This is a genomic window from Nocardia sp. NPDC050793, assembly GCF_040654065.1.
Lineage (GTDB): Bacteria > Actinomycetota > Actinomycetes > Mycobacteriales > Mycobacteriaceae > Nocardia.
This window is the reverse complement of sequence record NZ_JBFAHG010000008.1, coordinates 126,251-144,163: the sequence shown is the minus strand read 5'-3', so window position 1 is coordinate 144,163 and position 17,913 is coordinate 126,251. Positions and strand designations below refer to the sequence as shown.

Annotated in this window: 19 protein-coding genes; 4 read left to right on the top strand and 15 right to left on the bottom strand. The window is 68.6% G+C overall.

Going from position 1 to position 17,913, the window contains the following annotated elements; all coding sequences use genetic code 11:
* Positions 1-6 precede the first annotated feature (6 nt).
* The 3 genes from AB0H50_RS25775 (at position 7) to AB0H50_RS25765 (ending at position 3,079) form a co-directional block, all read left to right on the top strand.
* Positions 7-900: a TauD/TfdA family dioxygenase gene (locus tag AB0H50_RS25775; RefSeq protein WP_357457223.1), complete on the top strand. Its 894-nt coding sequence runs from the start codon at positions 7-9 to the stop codon at positions 898-900.
* A gap of 171 nt (positions 901-1,071) precedes the next feature.
* Complete coding sequence (locus AB0H50_RS25770; protein ID WP_357457668.1) at positions 1,072-1,920, top strand: 3-hydroxybutyryl-CoA dehydrogenase; 849 nt, start codon at positions 1,072-1,074, stop codon at positions 1,918-1,920.
* Between the two features lie 235 nt (positions 1,921-2,155).
* Entirely contained in the window at positions 2,156-3,079 is a 924-nt protein-coding gene (locus AB0H50_RS25765; protein ID WP_357457221.1) for an alpha/beta hydrolase, read from the top strand.
* A 91-nt stretch (positions 3,080-3,170) separates the two neighbouring features.
* Here AB0H50_RS25765 and AB0H50_RS25760 read toward each other — a convergent pair whose 3' ends face one another.
* The 3 genes from AB0H50_RS25760 to AB0H50_RS25750 form a co-directional block, all read right to left on the bottom strand.
* Positions 3,171-3,680 (bottom strand): thioesterase family protein, encoded by a 510-nt coding sequence (locus tag AB0H50_RS25760; protein WP_357457219.1) that lies wholly within the window; start codon positions 3,678-3,680, stop codon positions 3,171-3,173.
* Positions 3,681-3,691: 11 nt separating this feature from the next.
* Positions 3,692-4,588 carry a hypothetical protein gene (locus tag AB0H50_RS25755; RefSeq protein WP_357457217.1) on the bottom strand — a complete coding sequence of 299 codons (897 nt, stop codon included), beginning with the start codon at positions 4,586-4,588 and terminating at the stop codon, positions 3,692-3,694.
* A gap of 109 nt (positions 4,589-4,697) precedes the next feature.
* Positions 4,698-5,306 carry a TetR family transcriptional regulator gene (locus AB0H50_RS25750; RefSeq protein WP_357457215.1) on the bottom strand — a complete coding sequence of 203 codons (609 nt, stop codon included), beginning with the start codon at positions 5,304-5,306 and terminating at the stop codon, positions 4,698-4,700.
* A gap of 397 nt (positions 5,307-5,703) precedes the next feature.
* Here AB0H50_RS25750 and AB0H50_RS25745 point away from each other — a divergent pair, with 397 nt between their 5' ends.
* Positions 5,704-6,219, top strand: coding sequence for an HAD-IA family hydrolase (locus AB0H50_RS25745; RefSeq protein WP_357457214.1), 516 nt, complete (start codon positions 5,704-5,706; stop codon positions 6,217-6,219).
* Positions 6,220-6,358: 139 nt separating this feature from the next.
* On the opposite strand, the gene AB0H50_RS25740 is transcribed toward AB0H50_RS25745, so the two are convergent.
* From AB0H50_RS25740 to AB0H50_RS25685, 12 genes are all read right to left on the bottom strand, one after another.
* The gene (locus AB0H50_RS25740) at positions 6,359-7,360 is read right to left on the bottom strand and encodes an NADP-dependent oxidoreductase (protein WP_357457212.1); all 1,002 of its coding nucleotides are present in this window, start codon (positions 7,358-7,360) and stop codon (positions 6,359-6,361) included.
* A gap of 97 nt (positions 7,361-7,457) precedes the next feature.
* On the bottom strand, positions 7,458-7,781 hold the full coding sequence (locus AB0H50_RS25735; RefSeq protein ID WP_357457210.1) for a putative quinol monooxygenase: 324 nt from the start codon (positions 7,779-7,781) through the stop codon (positions 7,458-7,460).
* Between the two features lie 44 nt (positions 7,782-7,825).
* The gene (locus AB0H50_RS25730) at positions 7,826-9,049 is read right to left on the bottom strand and encodes an acyl-CoA dehydrogenase family protein (RefSeq protein ID WP_357457208.1); all 1,224 of its coding nucleotides are present in this window, start codon (positions 9,047-9,049) and stop codon (positions 7,826-7,828) included.
* Between the two features lie 159 nt (positions 9,050-9,208).
* Positions 9,209-10,225 carry an NADP-dependent oxidoreductase gene (locus tag AB0H50_RS25725; RefSeq protein WP_357457206.1) on the bottom strand — a complete coding sequence of 339 codons (1,017 nt, stop codon included), beginning with the start codon at positions 10,223-10,225 and terminating at the stop codon, positions 9,209-9,211.
* A 4-nt stretch (positions 10,226-10,229) separates the two neighbouring features.
* Positions 10,230-11,339: an acyl-CoA dehydrogenase family protein gene (locus AB0H50_RS25720; RefSeq protein ID WP_357457204.1), complete on the bottom strand. Its 1,110-nt coding sequence runs from the start codon at positions 11,337-11,339 to the stop codon at positions 10,230-10,232.
* Positions 11,336-12,523: an acyl-CoA dehydrogenase family protein gene (locus AB0H50_RS25715; protein WP_357457202.1), complete on the bottom strand. Its 1,188-nt coding sequence runs from the start codon at positions 12,521-12,523 to the stop codon at positions 11,336-11,338. The genes AB0H50_RS25720 and AB0H50_RS25715 overlap by 4 nt, the downstream gene beginning before the upstream one ends.
* Complete coding sequence (locus AB0H50_RS25710) at positions 12,520-13,557, bottom strand: phosphotransferase family protein (RefSeq protein WP_357457201.1); 1,038 nt, start codon at positions 13,555-13,557, stop codon at positions 12,520-12,522. Before AB0H50_RS25710 ends, AB0H50_RS25715 begins: the two co-directional genes overlap by 4 nt.
* The gene (locus tag AB0H50_RS25705) at positions 13,557-14,009 is read right to left on the bottom strand and encodes a MaoC family dehydratase (RefSeq protein WP_357457199.1); all 453 of its coding nucleotides are present in this window, start codon (positions 14,007-14,009) and stop codon (positions 13,557-13,559) included. The genes AB0H50_RS25710 and AB0H50_RS25705 overlap by 1 nt, the downstream gene beginning before the upstream one ends.
* A 19-nt stretch (positions 14,010-14,028) precedes the next feature.
* Complete coding sequence (gene fabG, locus AB0H50_RS25700) at positions 14,029-14,790, bottom strand: 3-oxoacyl-ACP reductase FabG (RefSeq protein ID WP_357457197.1); 762 nt, start codon at positions 14,788-14,790, stop codon at positions 14,029-14,031.
* A 113-nt stretch (positions 14,791-14,903) separates the two neighbouring features.
* Complete coding sequence (locus AB0H50_RS25695; RefSeq protein WP_357457666.1) at positions 14,904-15,887, bottom strand: NADPH:quinone oxidoreductase family protein; 984 nt, start codon at positions 15,885-15,887, stop codon at positions 14,904-14,906.
* A gap of 10 nt (positions 15,888-15,897) precedes the next feature.
* Positions 15,898-16,650: an SDR family oxidoreductase gene (locus tag AB0H50_RS25690; protein ID WP_357457195.1), complete on the bottom strand. Its 753-nt coding sequence runs from the start codon at positions 16,648-16,650 to the stop codon at positions 15,898-15,900.
* Positions 16,651-16,679: 29 nt separating this feature from the next.
* Positions 16,680-17,897, bottom strand: coding sequence for an acetyl-CoA C-acetyltransferase (locus tag AB0H50_RS25685; protein WP_357457664.1), 1,218 nt, complete (start codon positions 17,895-17,897; stop codon positions 16,680-16,682).
* Positions 17,898-17,913: the final 16 nt, after the last annotated feature.

Sequence of the window (17,913 nt, the reverse complement as noted above, 5' to 3'; positions counted from 1 at the left end):
TTCCTCATGACAAGCATTGCCCCGCAGCGAGATTCGACGGTTGCCCGGTCGATCCGGGTGCAGCCCCTGACCTGCGCGATCGGCGCCGAACTGTTCGACGTCGACCTCGCACAGGTGGCTCGCGACGACGCCCTGTTCGCCGAACTACGCGCACTGCTGCTCGAGTACAAGGTGTTGTTCGTCCGCGACCAGGACATCAGCCGCGCCGAGCACGTCGCGCTCGCACAACGCTTCGGCCCCCTGGAGGACCACCCCGTGGCGGGCAGCGATCCCGACCATCCCGGCCTGGTGCGCATCTACAAGGACCTCGACAGCCCGCCCGAGCACTTCGAGAACGCCTACCACTGCGATGCGACCTGGCGGCAGCACCCGCCCATGGGCTGCGTACTGCGCTGCGTGGAGACGCCGCCGGTCGGCGGGGACACCATCTGGGTCAATATGGCCGAGGCCTACCGGCGGCTGCCCGACGGGGTCAAGGAGCGTATTCGCGGTCTGCGGGCGCGGCACAGCATCGAAGCCAGTTTCGGCGCGGCCATGCCGATCGACGAGCGTCACGACCTCGCGCAACGCTTCCCCGACGCCGAACACCCGGTGGTGCGCACACACCCCGAGACCGGCGAGCAGATCCTGTTCGTGAACTCCTTCACGACGCACCTGGTCAACTACCACACACCGGAGAACGTGCGCTTCGGCGCCGACTACGCCCCGGGAGCCGCCGAATTGCTGCACTACCTGATGCGGCAGGCGAGCATCCCGGAGTACCAGGTGCGCTGGCGGTGGACGAAGAACAGCTTCGCGATCTGGGACAACCGGTCCACTCAGCATTACGCGGTCCAGGACTACTGGCCCGCGGTCCGGAAGATGGAGCGCGCCGGGATCGTCGGCGACGCGACCTTCTGAGGACCCCGCCGCCCGGCTCCGAGCGCAACTCGCGGCGGCATGTGACGCACCGCACTCCGGCCCGCACGACTTCCTCCTACCGTCGGAGACGTCGAGTGAAGGAAAGTACGCTACCGGGGAGTAGTGGACGGCCCCGTCAGCGATGGCGGATTCGAGTTTGGAGAGATGACAGTGGAGCTGGTCGGAGTGATCGGTGGCGGCACCATGGGCGCCGGTATCGCGGAAGTATGCGCCAAGGCCGGGAGCTCGGTGCTCGTGCTCGAGACCAAGCAGGAATTCGCGGATGCCGCGCAGCAGCGCATCGCCGCGTCGATCTCTCGCGGTGTCGCCAGGGGCAAGATCACCCAGGAGGAGGCGGACGCGGCGATCGCCCGCGTGCGCGTCACCCTCGACATCGACGAGTTCGCGGACCGCGACCTGGTCATCGAGGCCGCCCCGGAGATCGAGTCGCTGAAGTACGAGATCTTCGGCAAGCTCGACAAGATCGTCAAGCCGTCCGGCATCCTGGCCACCAACACGTCCTCGATCCCGGTGATCAAGGTCGCGGGCGCCACCCAGCGTCCCGAAAAGGTCGTCGGCGTGCACTTCTTCAACCCGGTTCCGGTGATGCCGCTGGTCGAGATCATCTCGACCCTGGTGACCGCGCCCGAGACGGCCGCCGCCGTCACCGACTACGCGAAGAACACCCTCGGCAAGACCACCGTGCAGGCGGGCGACCGGTCGGGCTTCATCGTCAACGCGCTGCTCATCCCCTACCTGTGCCAGGCCGTGCGGATGCTGGAGTCGGGCTACGCCACCGCCGAGGACATCGACGCGGCCATGAAGGGCGGCTGCGGCTACCCGATGGGCCCGCTGACCCTGCTCGACACCGTCGGCCTCGACATCGCCCTCGCCGCCGCGGAGTCGCTGTACGCGGAGTTCGCCGAGCCGCACTACGCCCCGCCCGCGCTGCTGCGCCGGATGGTCGACGCGGGCCGCCTGGGCCGCAAGACCGGCCGCGGTTTCTACAACTACAACTGACACGTAGTCGCGCCCGTCGTTCTCGCGCTGGAACGAGGACACCGGGCGGCGCCACACGCGATCGGGCAGGACTGACACACACCGTGTCGGCCCTGCCCGACCCGTTTCCGGGTGGTACAACCGAACTTCCAGCCGACGACCTTTCGGACCAATATGAATCCGACGTCAGATTCGTCTAAGCTTGACGCTGCCGTCGACGATCGACATGGCATCCGAACACGAGGTGGACCCAGGGATGGAAACACACGATCTGCTGGACCGGTGGCTGCGGCTCGGTAGCCGCCGAGTCGCGACGAACGGGATCGAGTTGCGCGTCGTCGACCATGGCGAAGGCCCCGCGGTGGTCTTCTGCCACGGCTTCCCCGAGCTCGGATTCTCCTGGCGCCATCAGGTCCTCGCGTTCGCCGAGGCAGGTTTCCGTACGCTGACCCCGGATATGCGCGGGTACGGCGGCAGCTCCCGCCCGGACCGGATCGAGGACTACGACATCACCGCCCTCTGCGCCGATCTGGCCGGCCTCCTCGACGAGTCGGGTCTCGATGACGCGATCTTCGTCGGCCACGACTGGGGCGCGTCGGTGGTCTGGCAATTCGCCCTGCAGTATCCGAGCCGGGTGCGGGCGGTCGCGGGCCTGAGCGTTCCGGTCACGCCGCGCTCCTCGGCGCCGCCGATGGCGATCCTGCGGTCCCGGCTCGGCGACGACTTCTACATGTGCTGGTTCCAGGAGCCGGGCGTAGCCGACGCCGCGCTGGCGGCGGACGTGCGACGCACCCTGCTCCAGGACGACGTCATCAGCGCTCGCGATCTCGTCGGCGCGGAGCCCGCGGTCCCGGACTGGACGAGCGAAGCCGAACTGGGCTACTACGTCGAGACTTTCACCGCCACCGGCTTCACCGGCGGGCTCAACTACTACCGCAACCTGGACCGGAACTGGGAGCTCACCGCGCACCTGGCCGGCGCGAAGATCGACAAGCCCGCGCTGTTCATCGCCGGGTCGGCGGATCCGGTCATCCGGTTCACCCCGACCGCCAAGATGACCTCGGTGCTGTCCGACCTGCGCGGGTCGATCATCCTGGACGGTGCGGGGCACTGGATCCAACAGGAACGCGCGGCCGAAGTGAACACGGCCCTGATCGACTTCGCCTACAGCCTCGGCTGAATCGAAGAGATCGGGACGGCAGCAGCTTTCGGCGGGTCGGACCGATCGGGCAGCGGCGTCGCGAAGCCGCTACGCCGCCGCCCCGGACCGCTCAGTCCCGCACGGGGACCGGCGTCGGGCGCAGTTCCAGCACGCCGTCCCCGGGACCGAAACCAAGCGATCGAGCGCGCGCGATCGATTCGTCCAAGGCCGCGGCGACGGTGTCCTCGAACTCCGCAGGGCGACGAGACACCCGATCGACGTTCATGCTCAGAAACTCGAACGAGCTCGCGACCTCGCCGACGGTGCGATTGACCAGATACGAGATGCCGCGCATGACCTTTCCGGTGCGCCCCAGATCGCAGACGTGCACCGAAACCTCGTGTCCTACAAGCACTTCCCGGTAATACGTGACGTGCTGCTCCATCGCGAACAGACCGAACCTGCCGGACCCGGTGTAACCGAGCGCACGGTGCTGCTGCCACATCGCCTCGCCGTGCAGCCGGAAGTAATGCGTCACGTTCATGTGCCGGTTGCCGTCCTCGAACTCCGGCGGGATCTCCCTGACGAACGCCGGGGGAATCGCGAGTACCTGGGTGATCTCCGGTCGCACCGCTGCCATGTCCGCCCGCCTCACCGAGATCCGGCCTGGATCGCCTGCCGGTAGCGCTCCGACAGCGTCGGCGGAAACCCGAGGCCGCCTTCGATGACCCGGATCGCCAACGACGAGGCCAGAGCGCGCAGGCGTGCGCACCCGTCTTCGCCGATCGCCTCGTACGGATAGACCGCCAGCTCGTCGGTCCTGTTCTCGATCGCCCCGCGCCGGGCGGCGCCGTGCTCGCTCAGCGCGAGATCCCCGTCCACCACCCATCCCCGAGCACGGAGCCGGTCCAGGCCGGAAGCCCAGTCCTGCTCGCTCCACGATCGGCTCACGCGCAGCACCTCTGCCGCGATCTCGCCGGTCGCGCTGTGCGTGATCAGCGCTTCGATACCGTCCAGCCCCTCGGTCGCGAGCAGGGCCACATGGGCATCGCCTCGATACTCCCGCAGCAAGGTCTGGGCATGCCAGAGCACCAGGTGCGGCTCGTCGGGCCATGGCAGCGCCGCGTGGGCCGCGAACAACGGACGCCCTTGCGGCCGCTCGCAGGCGCGTTCGGCGGCCCGCCGGGCCAGATCGGCGGCCTCGCGCACGTCGGCGCCGGTGACGTCATCGCCCCACGCCTGCCGCAGCGACCGGTCGGCGGCAACCAACCTGGCGCGCAGAATTGCGACGGGAGAGGCGATTTCCCATGCGGCGGGGAGGACGGCACGCACCGCCGCCGGATTGAAGTTGAAGAACGCGGCGACGGTGACATCGGCCGCCACCGGTCCGAAGGCAGCGGACCTGGACGCGAAGTACATCATCCGGGGATCCGTGATGCCCAGCTCGCGATACGCGCCGGGGCCGTGCGGGGTGAAGTAGATCATGCCGTGGATCGGCTCGAGGGCGCGGAAGGTCAGACGAGCACTGTGCGGGGAGACCGTTGTCAAGAGACTGCTCCGATATCTCGTTGTGCTGAAAACTCGCATTCGATAGTTACCCGAATCCGATGTCAAGTTCAAGAGATATGGATCGGAGGAAGCCGCGCGAGCCGACAGGTCAGTCCTCTCGCTTCCGCGCGCCCACGATGCGCAGACCGAGGTCGACGTAGTAGTCGCCGATCTCCTCCGGCGACCAGGGACCGTCGTCGCGGTACCACCGCGCGAGGTCGATGCCGAGCGAGAGCAGCGCGATCGCCGCCATGCGCGGATTCGGGTTGTCGAAGACCCCCGCCGCGACGCCGCGCTCGATCAGGCCACGCACTTCCCTGTCGATGACGCGCCGGATCGCGCCGATCTCCCGCTGATGCTCCGGGCTGAGCGCGGCGAGCTCGTAATTGATCACCCTGGCCACGGTGTGCGCGCGGGCATGATGAATCGAGAATTCACGCATCACCGCGACCAACTGCTCGACCGGGTCGTCCGCGGAGGCGATCGCGGCCTGAATTCTGTCCAGGGTGTCCTGATGACCCGCGCGCGAGACCTGGTAGAGCAGCTCCTCCTTGGAACGGTGGTGAACGTAGATCGCCGCGGTGCTGAGGCCTGCGATCGAGGTGATGTCGCGGGTCGTCGATCCGTGGAAGCCACGCTCGGCGAACGCGACGACAGCGGCCTCCAACAGCCGTGCTCGCGTCTCGTCCGCGCGCGAGCGGTCTTCTGATCCGGTCACCGGCCCAGTCTCGCATCCATCCGCTCGAAACCTGCGGACCGGTATGGCCCGCCGGGTCGTACTGCCGAGCAAACCGCCCGCTCACGGGTGGCAATCGGTATTGAATCCGAACTCAACTTCAATTACGCTCGGTTCGAGCAACGATACTCGACCTGCCGGACACCCGCACTCGGCCGCGCCGCAGGGCAGCTACATGCACTCGGCACCGTGACGCCTCGTCCGGCCGCGCCCGGCGGCACCGAGCGAAAGGGAATCCCCTATGACCAGTCCGACACCCACACCCACCGAGCGCCCCGCGCGGGCGACCGCCGTGCTGTTCGACTTCGGGGGTGTGCTGACGTCCAGCGTCTTCGACGCCTTCCAGGCATTCGGCTAGTCGCTCGGCTGCGACCCCCGCTTGCCGCTGCGCCTGTTCAGCGACGACGCGGAGGCGAAGGCGCTGCTGGCCGAGCACGAGGAGGGACGCATGGGCGAGCGGGAGTTCGAACAGGGCTTCGCCGCGCGGCTGCAGGCACACGGCATCGAGGTGGACGGAACCGGGCTCGTTCACCGCATCCAATCCGGTCTGCGCGCCGACGACGCCATGATCGAGCTGGTGGCCGAAGTCAGGGACGCCGGATTTCGCGTGGGGCTGCTGTCGAACTCGCTCGGCGACGACTGCTACGCCGGTTTCGACCTCGCCGCGATGTTCGACGCAGTCACAATCTCCGGCGAGGTCGGCGTGCGCAAGCCGTCCCGGCGCGCATACGACATCGCCTGCGCCCGTTTGGATGTCGAGCCAGGAGCGGCCGTCATGGTGGACGACCTGCCGCAGAACGTCGTCGCGGCCGAGCGCGCGGGGCTCACCGCCGTGCTGCACCGCGACGCGGCGGACACCACTCGGCGGCTCTGGGCCGCTCTCGGCCGGTCATGAGCCCGGCTCCGCTCGAAACGCCTCGCCCCCGCGCTCGACCATCGGCGCGGGAGCCGGATCGGATCGAGTCCGGCACCCGGAATTCCCCGCAGAAGTCAGGGTCCCGCGCGATGTCGCGCGGGGCCCGGTTACGTCGAATTCAGAGCGCTAGCACGAGCTTTCCGACATTCGCTCCGGTGAAGAGCATGTTGAGTGTCTCGCCGAACTGTCCGACGCCACCCTCGACGACGTGCTCGCGGCTCTTCAGTGTTCCGTCGGCCAGCCATTCGGAGATCTGCGCGACGGCCTCGCCGTAGCGGTCGGCGTAGTCCATGACGACGAATCCGGTCATGGACGCACGGAAGACCAGCAGCGACATGTAGCGCGACGGCCCCGGCGGCAGCTTGTCGTCGTTGTACGCCGAGATCGCCCCGCACAGCACCACGCGGGCGCCGAAGCGGAGATTGGCGAGCGCGGCGTCGAGAATGTCGCCGCCCACGTTGTCGAAGTAGATGTCGATCCCTTTGGGAGCCACTTCACGCAACCGCCGCAGCACGTCCTCGTTCCGATAGTCGACGGCCGCGTCGAAACCGAGCTCCTCGGTGAGCCAGCGGCACTTCTCCGCTCCACCCGCGATGCCGATCACGGTGGCGCCCTTGGCTTTCGCGATCTGCCCCACCACGCTGCCGACGGCTCCGGCCGCGGCGGATACGACAACGGTCTCTCCCGCGCGCAGCTTCCCGACCTCGAGCAGGCCGAAATAAGCTGTCATGCCCGGCATTCCGAGCGTGCCGAGCCACGTGGGTCCCGGTGCGACGCCCGCGTCGATCTTCTGGACGTCCTTCCCGTCGCTGATCGCGTATTCGGTCACCCCGAAGGTTCCGCTGACGGTGTCGCCGACGGCGAAGTCCGGATGCGTCGACTCGACGACCTTCGCGATGTCCAGCGATCGCATCACCTCGCCGACCCCGACCGGCGGCAGGTACGAGCGCACGTCGTTGAGCCATCCGCGCATCGCGGGATCGAGGGAGATGAACTCGACCTCGACCAGGATCTGTCCCGCGGTGAGCTCGGGAAGCTTCTCGGTCGTGACGTTCCAGGTGTTGGCGTCGGGCAGTCCGGAAGGGCGCCGCGCGAGGCGCACCTGCTGAGTTTTCGTCATGAGATCCCTTCTCGTTCATGCCGCCGTGCCGCGAGCCATCCCGCGGCACGGCGTTCCACGCCGTCGAGCCGACCCGCCCGACCGGCGAGTTCTGATATCAGAGCGCTCCCAGTTCGGGATCGCCCGCAGGCAACGCGTCGAAGACCAGCACCTCGGCCGGACCGGTGAGCGTGTCGCCCAATGCCGCACCGACCTCGCGCAGCGCGGCGCTCTGGCCGTGGGCGCGCAGCGCTTCCTTCGACGCCCACTTCTCGATCATCACGAATCGACCGGGTTCGCCGATCCGTCGGTGCAGTGCGTACAGCAGACAGCCAGGCTCGGCGTGCACGGCGGGCGCCGCCGCCCGCAACGTCTTCTCCACCAGCTCTTCCTGGCCCGGCTTCGCGAACATGGTCGCCACCACCACGCAGGGTTCGGCCATCGTTTCCTCCTCTTGGAGTGGTTTGTTTCGGTACTTCCGTCCGGTTACTTCCGCTTGCCCCACGAGGGGTCGCGGCGGCGCAGCTCCATTTGGGCGATGGTGCGCTTGTGCACCTCGTCCGGCCCGTCCGCCAGACGCAACGTCCGCAGGTGCGCGTACATGCTCGCGAGGGGGAAGTCTTCGGAGACGCCGCCACCGCCGTGGACCTGGATCGCCCGGTCGACCACCTTCAGCGCGACCTCGGGCGCGGCCACCTTGATCGCGGCGATCTCGACGCGCGCGTTGCGGTTGCCGACGGTGTCCATCAGATACGCGGCCTTCAGCGTCAGCAGTCGCGCCATCTCGATCTCGATGCGGGACTCGGCGATCCAATCCTGAATATTGGCGCGGTCGGCCACCGGCGCGCCGAACGTCGTGCGCGTTTGCGCCCGGTCGATCATCAGGTCCAGCGCCCGTTCGGCCATGCCGATCGCGCGCATGCAGTGGTGGATGCGTCCCGGCCCGAGCCGGGCCTGGCTGATCATGAACCCGTCGCCCTCGCCGGCCAGCAGCGCGGTGCGCGGCACCCGGACGTTCTCGAACACCACCTCCGCGTGGCCTTCCCGGTCCTGATATCCGAAGACAGGCAGGTTGCGCAGAACGGTCACGCCAGGGGTGTCGATCGGGACAACCATCATGCTCTGCTGGCGGTGCACGGGCCCGTCCGGATCCGTCTTGCCCATGACGATGAGGACCTTGCAGTTCTTGTGCAAGGCGTTGGAGGTCCACCACTTCCGGCCGTTGAGCACGTACTCGTCGCCGTCGGGCTGCATGCGCAGCTCGATGTTGGTGGCATCGGAGCTGGCGACCGCGGGCTCGGTCATCGCGAACGCCGAGGCGATCTCGCCGTCCAGCAGCGGTCGCAGCCACGTCTCCTTGTGCTCGGGGGTGCCGAACAGCGTCAGCACTTCCATGTTCCCGGTGTCCGGCGCGTTGCAGTTGGTCGCCTCCGGCGCCAGATGCGCGCTGCGGCCCATGATCTCGGCGAGCGGCGCGTATTCCAGGTTGGTCAGACCAGGCCCCCACTCCGGGTGCGGGTGGAACAGATTCCACAGACCGCGCTTGCGCGCTTCGGTCTTGAGTTCTTCGAGAATCGGCGGATGGAAGTGCGGATCACCGGACTCCGTCATCTGCGCGTGGTAGATCGACTCCGCGGGATAGACGTGCTCGTCCATGAAGGCGAGCAAGTCCTCCTGGTATTGGCGCGCTCGCTCCGAGAACTCGAACATGGCAACTCCTCGTCCTGACTGTTGGCTTCCTTCGCACCGTACTTGAATTCGACATCGGATTCAACTTTGGGTCGTGCGGCGATGCCGGGTACAGACACGAACGGTGCCGTGACATGTCATGTCACGGCACCGTTCGATGGATAGTTCGCCGGCTCCGGCTCAATCGCCGACCCGGATGAGCGCCTTGCCGAAATTGCGGCCCGCCAGCATGGCGCGGAACGCCTCGGGGGCGTTCTCCAGCCCGGCCACGACGTCTTCCCGGTAGCGGACCGAGCCGTCGCGGATCCAGCCCGGCATGTCGCGGAGGAAGTCCGCCTGCCGAGCGGGGATGAACTCGTCCTGGATGAAGCCGCGCACCGTCAGGCTCAGGGTCAGGATCTGCCGCATGAATCCGGGCAATCGGTCGGGGCCCGCGGGCAACTCGGTGACGTTGTAGTGCGCCACCAGGCCGCACACCGGTATTCGGGCGAAGCGGTTGAGCAGCGGCGCGACGGCCTCGGCCACTCGTCCGCCGACGTTCTCGAAATAGACATCGATGCCATCCGGCACCGCCTCGGCCAGTCGCTCGGCGAAGTCGGGCGCCCGGTGATCGACCGCCGCGTCGAATCCGAATTCGTCGAGCAGGGCGCGGCACTTGTCGGGTCCGCCCGCGATGCCGACGGCGCGTGCGCCTTTGATTCGGGCGATCTGCCCGACGGCCGAACCGACCGGCCCGGTGGCCGCCGCGACCACGACGGTCTCGCCGGGCTGCGGGCGGCCGATTTCGAGCAGTCCGCCGTACGCGGTGAACCCGGGCATGCCGAGGACGCCGAGCGCGGTCGAGATCGGCGCGGACTCCGGATCCAGTTTCCGCACGTGGCGGGCGTCGGCGACGGCATGGGACTGCCAGCCCGAATACGACAGCACCACGTCCCCCGGTGTCAGCGAATCCGCTCGGGACTCGATCACCTCGCAGACGGTGGCGCCGACCATCACGTCGCCCAATTCCACGGGCGCGGCATAGGACTTGGCCGCGCTCATCCTGCCCCGCATGTACGGATCCAACGACAGATAGAGCACGCGCAGCAGCACCTGACCGTCGTCGAGTTCCGGCAAATCGACAGTGGCGAAGGCGAAGTCGCTGTCTTCGGGCTCGCCTTCGGGCCGGGCGGCGAGCCGGATCTGGGTCGATTTCATGGATTCAGTCCTCTCCCAGTCGTAGATCGATGAGTTCGGCGAGCACCGACCGATGACGGCCGGGAGCGCCCAGCCCGATCTGGTCGGCCTTCGCTCGCTTGAGGTAGAGGTGGGCCGGATACTCCCACGTCATGCCGATGCCGCCGTGCAGCTGAACGGCTTCCTCGGCGGCCACGACCGCGATATCCGCACAGTAGGCGGCCGCGACGGCGGTAGCGACAGCCGCGTCGGGGTCACCGGCCGCCAGGGCGCCCGCCGCGTAGCGCGCCGCGGCGCTCGCGGTCTCGATGTCGACGTAGAGGTCGGCGAGCCGGTGCTTCAGCGCCTGGAATCCGCCGACCACGCGCCCGAACTGCCGCCGCACCTTCAGGTAGGCCACCGTCGTTTCCAGGCACCAGGACGCGACGCCGACCTGTTCCGACGCCAGCAGCGCCGCGCCCGCGACCAGCCCGGCCCGCAGCGCGGTGATCCCCGATTCGGCGTCGACGACGACCCGGCCGGGCACGGACGCGAGGGTGACATCGGCGAGCTGGCGCGTCATGTCGAGCGAGACGACCGGCGTGACCGCGGCCGCCGTCACCGGAATCGCGTGAATCTCCGTGCCCGCGCCGGTCTCGACCGCGGCCAGCAGCACATCGGCGTCGAGTACGCCGGCGACGCTCGTGACGCGTCCGGTCAACCGTCCGTCCTGGTCCTTCGCGAAGGTGGGCACATCCGTTGCGGAGGCGGCGGTGAACGGCGCGAGCAGCGCCACCGTGCGCTCGCCCTCCGCGAGCTGCCCGACCAGGTCGGAATCACCGGCGAGCAGGATCGTCGCGGCGATCACGCTGTTGGTCAGGAACGGGACGGGCGCGACGAACCGGCCCAGCTCTTCGAGTACGACGGCCGCGTCACGGGCGGAACCGCCCGCGCCGCCGCGATCCTCGGGGACGAGCAGCCCGGCGAGTCCGAGATCGCGGGAGAGCGCCTTCCACAGGCCGGGCGTCGACGCGCGGTCACCTTCGTAGGCCCTGGCCACCGCGGCCGGATCGCACTGGGCGGCGAGCAGGTCGCGCACCGCGTGCCGCAGCGACGCCTCGGTGTCGGTGTCGAGCAGCAGGATGTCGTCGCTCATCGGCTCAGGTCCTTCCAGGCGATGTCCTTGTCCGCGCGCGGTTCGACCGGCAGACCCAAGACCCGCTCGGCGACGATGTTGCGCAGGATCTCCGACGTTCCGCCTTCGATCGAATTGCCTTTGGCCCGAAGGAACCGGTAGCCGGCGCTGCGTCCGGTGAAATCGACCCGGTCCGGCCGCACCATGGTCCAGTCGTCGTAGCGAAGGCCGTCCTCGCCGAGCAGTTCCAGTTCGAGGCCGGACAGCTGTTGATTGGATCGGGCGAAGGAAAGCTTGAGGGCGGAGCTTTCCGGGCCCGGCTGCCCTCCGGCGACTCGCTGGCGCAGCTTCATCGCGGCCAAGCGCCCGGCTTCGGCCTCGACCCAGAGTCGCAGCAGCCGGTCGTGCAGTTCCGGGGTGTGTCTGGCGGGGTTGTCTCGCCAGCTGCGCGCGACGACGCCGAGCACACCACTCTCCCTTGGCATGGCGCGGCCGCCGATCGAGACCCGTTCGTTGTTGAGGGTTGTCGTGGCGACACGCCAGCCCTCGCCCTCCTCACCCAGCCGCTGGGTGTCGGGAATCCGCACGTCGGTGAGGAACACCTCGTTGAACTCCGCTTCACCGGTGATCTGGCGCAGCGGCCTGACCTCGACCCCGGGATCGGTCATGTCGCAGATGAAGTACGTCAATCCCGCATGCTTGGGGCGGCTGGGATCGGTGCGAGCGACCAGGATCGCCAGCTGCGCCTTGTGCGCGACCGACGTCCACACCTTCTGCCCGTTGACGATCCAGTCCGCACCGTCCCGGACCGCCCTGGTGCCGACCGCCGCCAGATCCGAACCGGCGCCGGGCTCGCTGAACAGCTGACACCAGATCTCTTCGCCCGTCCACAGCGGGCGCAGGAAACGCCGCTGCTGCTCCGGGGTGCCGTAGGCGAGGATCGTCGGAGCCGCCATGCCGAGACCGATGCCGTTGAGTTCGGCGTTGTTGCCCGGGGCTCCGGCTTGCTCGAACAGGCCGTCCACGAAGGGCTGCGTTTCCCTGTCGAGGCCGAGTCCGCCCAGCCCGACCGGGAAGTGCACCCAGGCCAGCCCGGCGTCGAACCGGGCGCGATGGAAGGTCACCGCGTCCGTGGTCGAAGGGTCGTTGTCGGCGAGGACCGCGTGCACGCGCCGACGCAGGTCGTCGAGAACCGTGCCGGTCATCGGTTGCTCTCCTCGATGGCTTCGATTCCGGTGCGCAGCAGCGTTTCGACGCCGGATCCCAGGGTCTCGAATCCGGATCCCACGGTTTGCCCGTGCAGATGACGGTAGTGGATACCTTCGAGGATCGCGGCCAGTTTGAAGGCGGCCAGCCCCAGGTAGAAACCGAAGTGCGCGAGGTCGCGGCCGCTGCGCTCGGCGTACCGGTCGAGCAGTTCGGTCTCGGTGAGGAAGCCGGGCGCGAACGCCACGTCGCTGACACCGGGGACGCCGAGCTCGCCGAGGCGCTGATACAGCAGCAGGAGGGCCACATCGGTGAGCGGATCACCCAAAGTGGCCATCTCCCAATCGATTACGGCGACAACCCGATCCCCGGAGTCCACCAGGATGTTGTCGAGCCGGTAGTCGCCGTGGACGATGCCGTCCGGAGACTGCGGAGGCTGATGTGCCGCGAGCTTTCCGTACAGTTCGTCCGCACCCGGCAGCTCCCGGGAGTAGGAGGCGTCCAACTGCTTCTTCCAGCGGTGCACCTGACGCGCGAGGAATCCGCTCGGGCGCCCGAAATCCGCGAGTCCCGCTTTCGCCGGATCGACGGTATGCAGATCGGCCAGTGCGTCGACCATTCCGGCCGAGATGGTGCGCGTCCGGTCGGGGCCGATCGCCGTGAGCTCGGCCGCCGTGCGGTAAGGCGTCCCGATCACCCGCTCCATCACATAGAAGGGAGCGCCGAGGACATCGGGATCCTCGCAGAGCGCGTAGGTGGCGGGAACGGGAACGTCGGTGTCGGCCAGCGCGGTCATGACCCGGTATTCCCTGGACATGTCGTGCGCGGTCGCCAGCACGTGACCGAGCGGGGGCCGCCGCACGATCCATGCCGATGCGCCGTCGCTGATCTCGTAGGTCAGATTGGATCTCCCACCGGCGATCACGCTAGCGGTGAGCGGCCCGGCGAGCAGACCCGGCTCGACATCGGCCAGCCAGGCCGCCAGGCGATCCACGTCGAGGCCGGGCAGATCCGTGCCGTTGCGATCGGTCATCAGGGCACCAGCACCGCGACGGTCTCGGCGACGCTCGCGGGTTTCGCGGCGCCATCGATCTCGACGGTGACGCGGCTGACCGCCTGGAACCCCAGCGTCGCCGGCGTGAGCGAGATCAGCTCGGCGCCCGCGCGCAGCCGGGATCCCACGGGAACGGGCGCGGGAAACCTCACCTTGTTGGCGCCGTAGTTGACGCCCATCGACAGTCCCTCGACGCTGTAGATCTGCTGGGTCAGCATCGGAATCAGTGACAGCGTGAGGAATCCGTGGGCGACGGTCGTGCCGAACGGTCCCGTCGCCGCTTTCACCGGATCCACGTGAATCCACTGGTGATCGCCCGTCGCGTCGGCGAAGCGGTCGATCTGTTCCTGGGTCACGGTGTGCCAGTCGCTGTATCCGAGGTGAGTTCCGATGGCCTTCTCCATGTCGGCCAAGCCCTGGAATACCTTCATCGGTCGTTGCCCTTCCGTCCTAGTCCCGAGGTCCGCCGGCCACGTAGACGACCTGGCCGGACACGAATCCCGCCCCCTCGCTCACCAGGAACGACACGGTGTGCGCGATGTCGTCGGGCGTTCCCGCGCGAGCGACCGGGATCTGTGCGGTCACCACCTTCTTGAAATCCTCGAAGGAGACGCCCATGCGTTCGGCCGTGGCCGCGGTCATGTCCGTCTCGATGAATCCTGGCGCAACAGCGTTGGCGGTGATGCCGAACTTGCCGAGTTCGAGTGCGAGCGTCTTGGTGAACCCCTGCAGACCGGCCTTGGCCGCGGAGTAGTTGGCCTGGCCGCGGTTGCCGAGCGCCGACGTGCTGGAGAGGCTGACGATCCGCCCCCAGCCCTGGTCGATCATGTGGCGCTGCACCGCGCGGCTGCACAGGAACGCGCCGCGCAGGTGCACGCCCATGACGGCGTCCCACTCGTCGACGGTCATCTTGAACAGCAGGTTGTCGCGAAGGATGCCCGCATTGTTGACGAGCACCGTCGGGGCGCCGAGTTCGGCGACGACGCGGTCAATGGCCGCCGTCACCGCGGCTTCGTCGGCCACGTCCGCGCCGATGGCGAGCGCGCGGCCGCCCGCGGCTTCGATGTCGTCGGCCACCGGCTTGGCCGCGGCCTCGTCCAGATCGAGCACCGCGACGGCCATGCCGTCCGCGGCGAGCCGTCGCGCGACGGCCGCGCCGATGCCGCGCGCCGCGCCGGTGACGACGGCGATCCGCGGGGTCTGATTGCTCATGCTGTTCTCCTGTGTGGTGTGTTCGGTGGATGCCCGCGCGAGGGGCGCGGCGAGGACGGCGCGGTGGCCGAGGCGCATCGCGGCGGTGCTGCTCGCCGAGGTGCCGGCGGCGGCTATGGCGCGTAGACCACTCGGCCGACCGTCTTGCCGTCGGCGAGGCGCTGCACGCCGTCGGCGACGCCGTCCAGCGTCAGCCGTTCGCTGACCAGTGGCCTGATCGCGCCCTTCGCGGCGAGCCGGGTCAGCGTCCGATGGCATTCGGCGACCGCCGTCGGTTCGTAGGCGTTGTACAGACCCCAGTGCAGGCCGACCACGGAATAGTTCTTGACCAGCGCGTGATTCAGTGCGGCCGTTTGGATTTCGCCACCGGCGAAGCCGACGACCAGGATCCGGCCCTCGAAGGCGATGCACTTCGTCGACCGCGCGTACACGTCGCCGCCGACCGGGTCGTAGACGACGTCGGCGCCCCGATTGTTCGTCACCTTCTTGACGACCTCGACGAAATCCTCCGTCCAGCGATCGATCACCACGTCGGCGCCGAGCTTCGTGGCGTATGCGGCCTTCTCGGGGCCGCCGACGACCCCGATCACCCTGGCGCCCATGGCCTTTCCGAGCTGGATGGCGGCGCTGCCCACACCACCGGCCGCGGCGTGCACGAGCAGGGTCTCCCCCTCTTTCAGACCGGCGCGGCGATGCAATCCGAACCATCCGGTCTGGTATCCGATGTACAGCGCGGCCGCCTCGGCGTCGTCCAGCGCGGCCGGCGCTGCGAACGTCTGCGCGGCGTCCATCAGGGCGAATTCCGCGAATCCGCCGTGCGGCAGGGCGGTTCCGCCGATCACGCGATCGCCGACCGCGATCCCCGCGACGTCGGACCCCACGGCCACCACCTCGCCGCACACCTCCACGCCCGGCGTGAACGGCAGCGGCGGACGCACCTGGTAGAGGCCGCGACACATCAGCACGTCGGGAAAGTTCGCCGCGGCGCCGGTGACGCGGACGAGGACCTGACGCGGACCCGGATCGGGCAGCTCCACGGTGTCGAGCCGCAGCACCGCGCCCGGTTCGCCGAGTTCGCGGACGCGCCACGCCTTCATCGTCGTCACCTCAGACACCGCCGGTGAGGGTGATGCCACCGTCGACGACGAGCAGCTGCCCGGTGAGCCAGGCGGCGTCTTCGGAGAGCAGGAAGGCGACCACGCTGCCGATGTCCTCGGGCACGCCGAGCCGCTTGAGCGGGTAGGCCGCGGCGACCTGATCCTCGCGGCCCTCGTAGAGCGCGCTGGCGAACTTGGTCTTCACGACGGCCGGTGCGACGGCGTTCACCCGCAGGTTCGGGCCGAGTTCGACGGCGAGTTCCTGGGTGATGTGGGTCAGCATCGCCTTGCTGGAGCCGTAGAAGCCGATGCCGGGCGCGGGCTTCAGCCCGGCGACCGAGGAGACGTTCACGATCGCGCCGCCGTGCTCCTTCATCCACGCCTGGTACGCCTGCTGCACCCACGAGAGCGCGGCCAGGCAGTTGACCTCGACGATCTTGCGGGCGGCCTCCAGCGGCAGCTCGACCATCGGACCGAAAACCGGGTTGATTCCGGTGTTGTTGACGAGGAGATCCGCGCTGCCGAAGGCCTCGATCGCCCGCTCCACGGTCTCGGCCTGGTGAGCGACGTCGTCGGAGCGACCGGCGACGGCCAGCGCCCGTTCCGGACCGCCCAGCGTCTCGACGGCCTCGTCGAGCGCCTTCTCGTTGCGGGCGGTGATGACGACCTTCGCGCCCTCGTCGACCAGACGCTGGGCGATGCCGAGGCCGATGCCACGGCTGGCGCCGGTGACGATGGCGGTCTTTCCTTCGAACCTGTTCAAGGGGTGGTCCTTTCGATTGTTGTCCGCGGTCACGACAGTCGTTCGAGCACCATGGCCATGCCCTGGCCACCGCCGACGCACATCGTTTCCAGGCCGATCTGCTTGTCGTGGAATTGCAGTGAGTTGACGAGCGTGCTGGTGATCCGCGCGCCGGTCATCCCGAAGGGATGGCCGACCGCGATCGCGCCGCCGTTGATGTTGAGCTTGCCGAGGTCGACGCCCAGCTTCCTGGCGGACGGAATGACCTGCGCCGCAAAGGCTTCGTTGATCTCGACCAGGTCGACGTCGCCGATCGTCATCCCGGCGCGGGCCAGCGCCTGTTCGGACGCCGCGACCGGGCCGAGCCCCATGATCTCCGGCGAGAGCGCGCTGACCCCGGTCGAGACGATGCGCGCCAGCGGTGTCAGTCCCAGCTCGGCGGCCTTCGTGTCCGACATGATGACGATGGCGGCGGCGCCGTCGTTGAGCGGGCAGCAGTTGCCCGCGGTGACCGTCCCGTCGGGCCGGAACACCGGCGGAAGCGCGGCGACCTTGTCGAGCGTGACTCCGGCGCGCGGGCCGTCGTCGGCGGACACGACGGTGCCGTCCGGCAGGGTGATCGGCGTGATGTCGCGCTGCCAGAAGCCCTTGGCGAGGGCGATCTCGGCGAGGTTCTGGCTGCGCACGCCGAAGGCGTCCTGCTCCTCGCGGCTGACACCCTCGAGTCGCGCCACGTTCTCGGCGGTCTGGCCCATCGCGATGTAGACATCCGGCAGCCCGCCGTCCAGCCGGGGATCGGCCCATTCCTGGCCTCCCGCGGCGAGTTTCGCGGTTCGCTCGACCGCGTCGTCGAACAGTGCGTTCTGGGTGCCCGGCAAGCCGTCCGCGCTTCCCTTCCCGTAGCGGCTGACCGTCTCGACACCGGCCGAGACGAACACGTCGCCTTCGCCCGCGCGAATCGCGTGCAGCGCCATGCGGGTCGTCTGCAGGCTCGACGAGCAGTAGCGGTTGACCGTGGTGCCCGGTACCCCGTCGAGTCCGGCGAGCACCGCGACGATCCGTCCCAGGTTGAAGCCGGACTCGCCCGCGGGCTGGCCGCACCCGAGCATCAGGTCGTCGATCCCGGCCGGATCCAGCTCGGGGACCTTCGCCAGCGCCGCCCGCACGATCTGAGCGGCCAGGTCGTCGGGCCGGATGTCCTTCAGCGAGCCCTTGACGGCCCGCCCGATCGGCGACCGGGCGAGGGAAACGATGACGGCTTCGGGCATGGGCCCAACCTCTCTA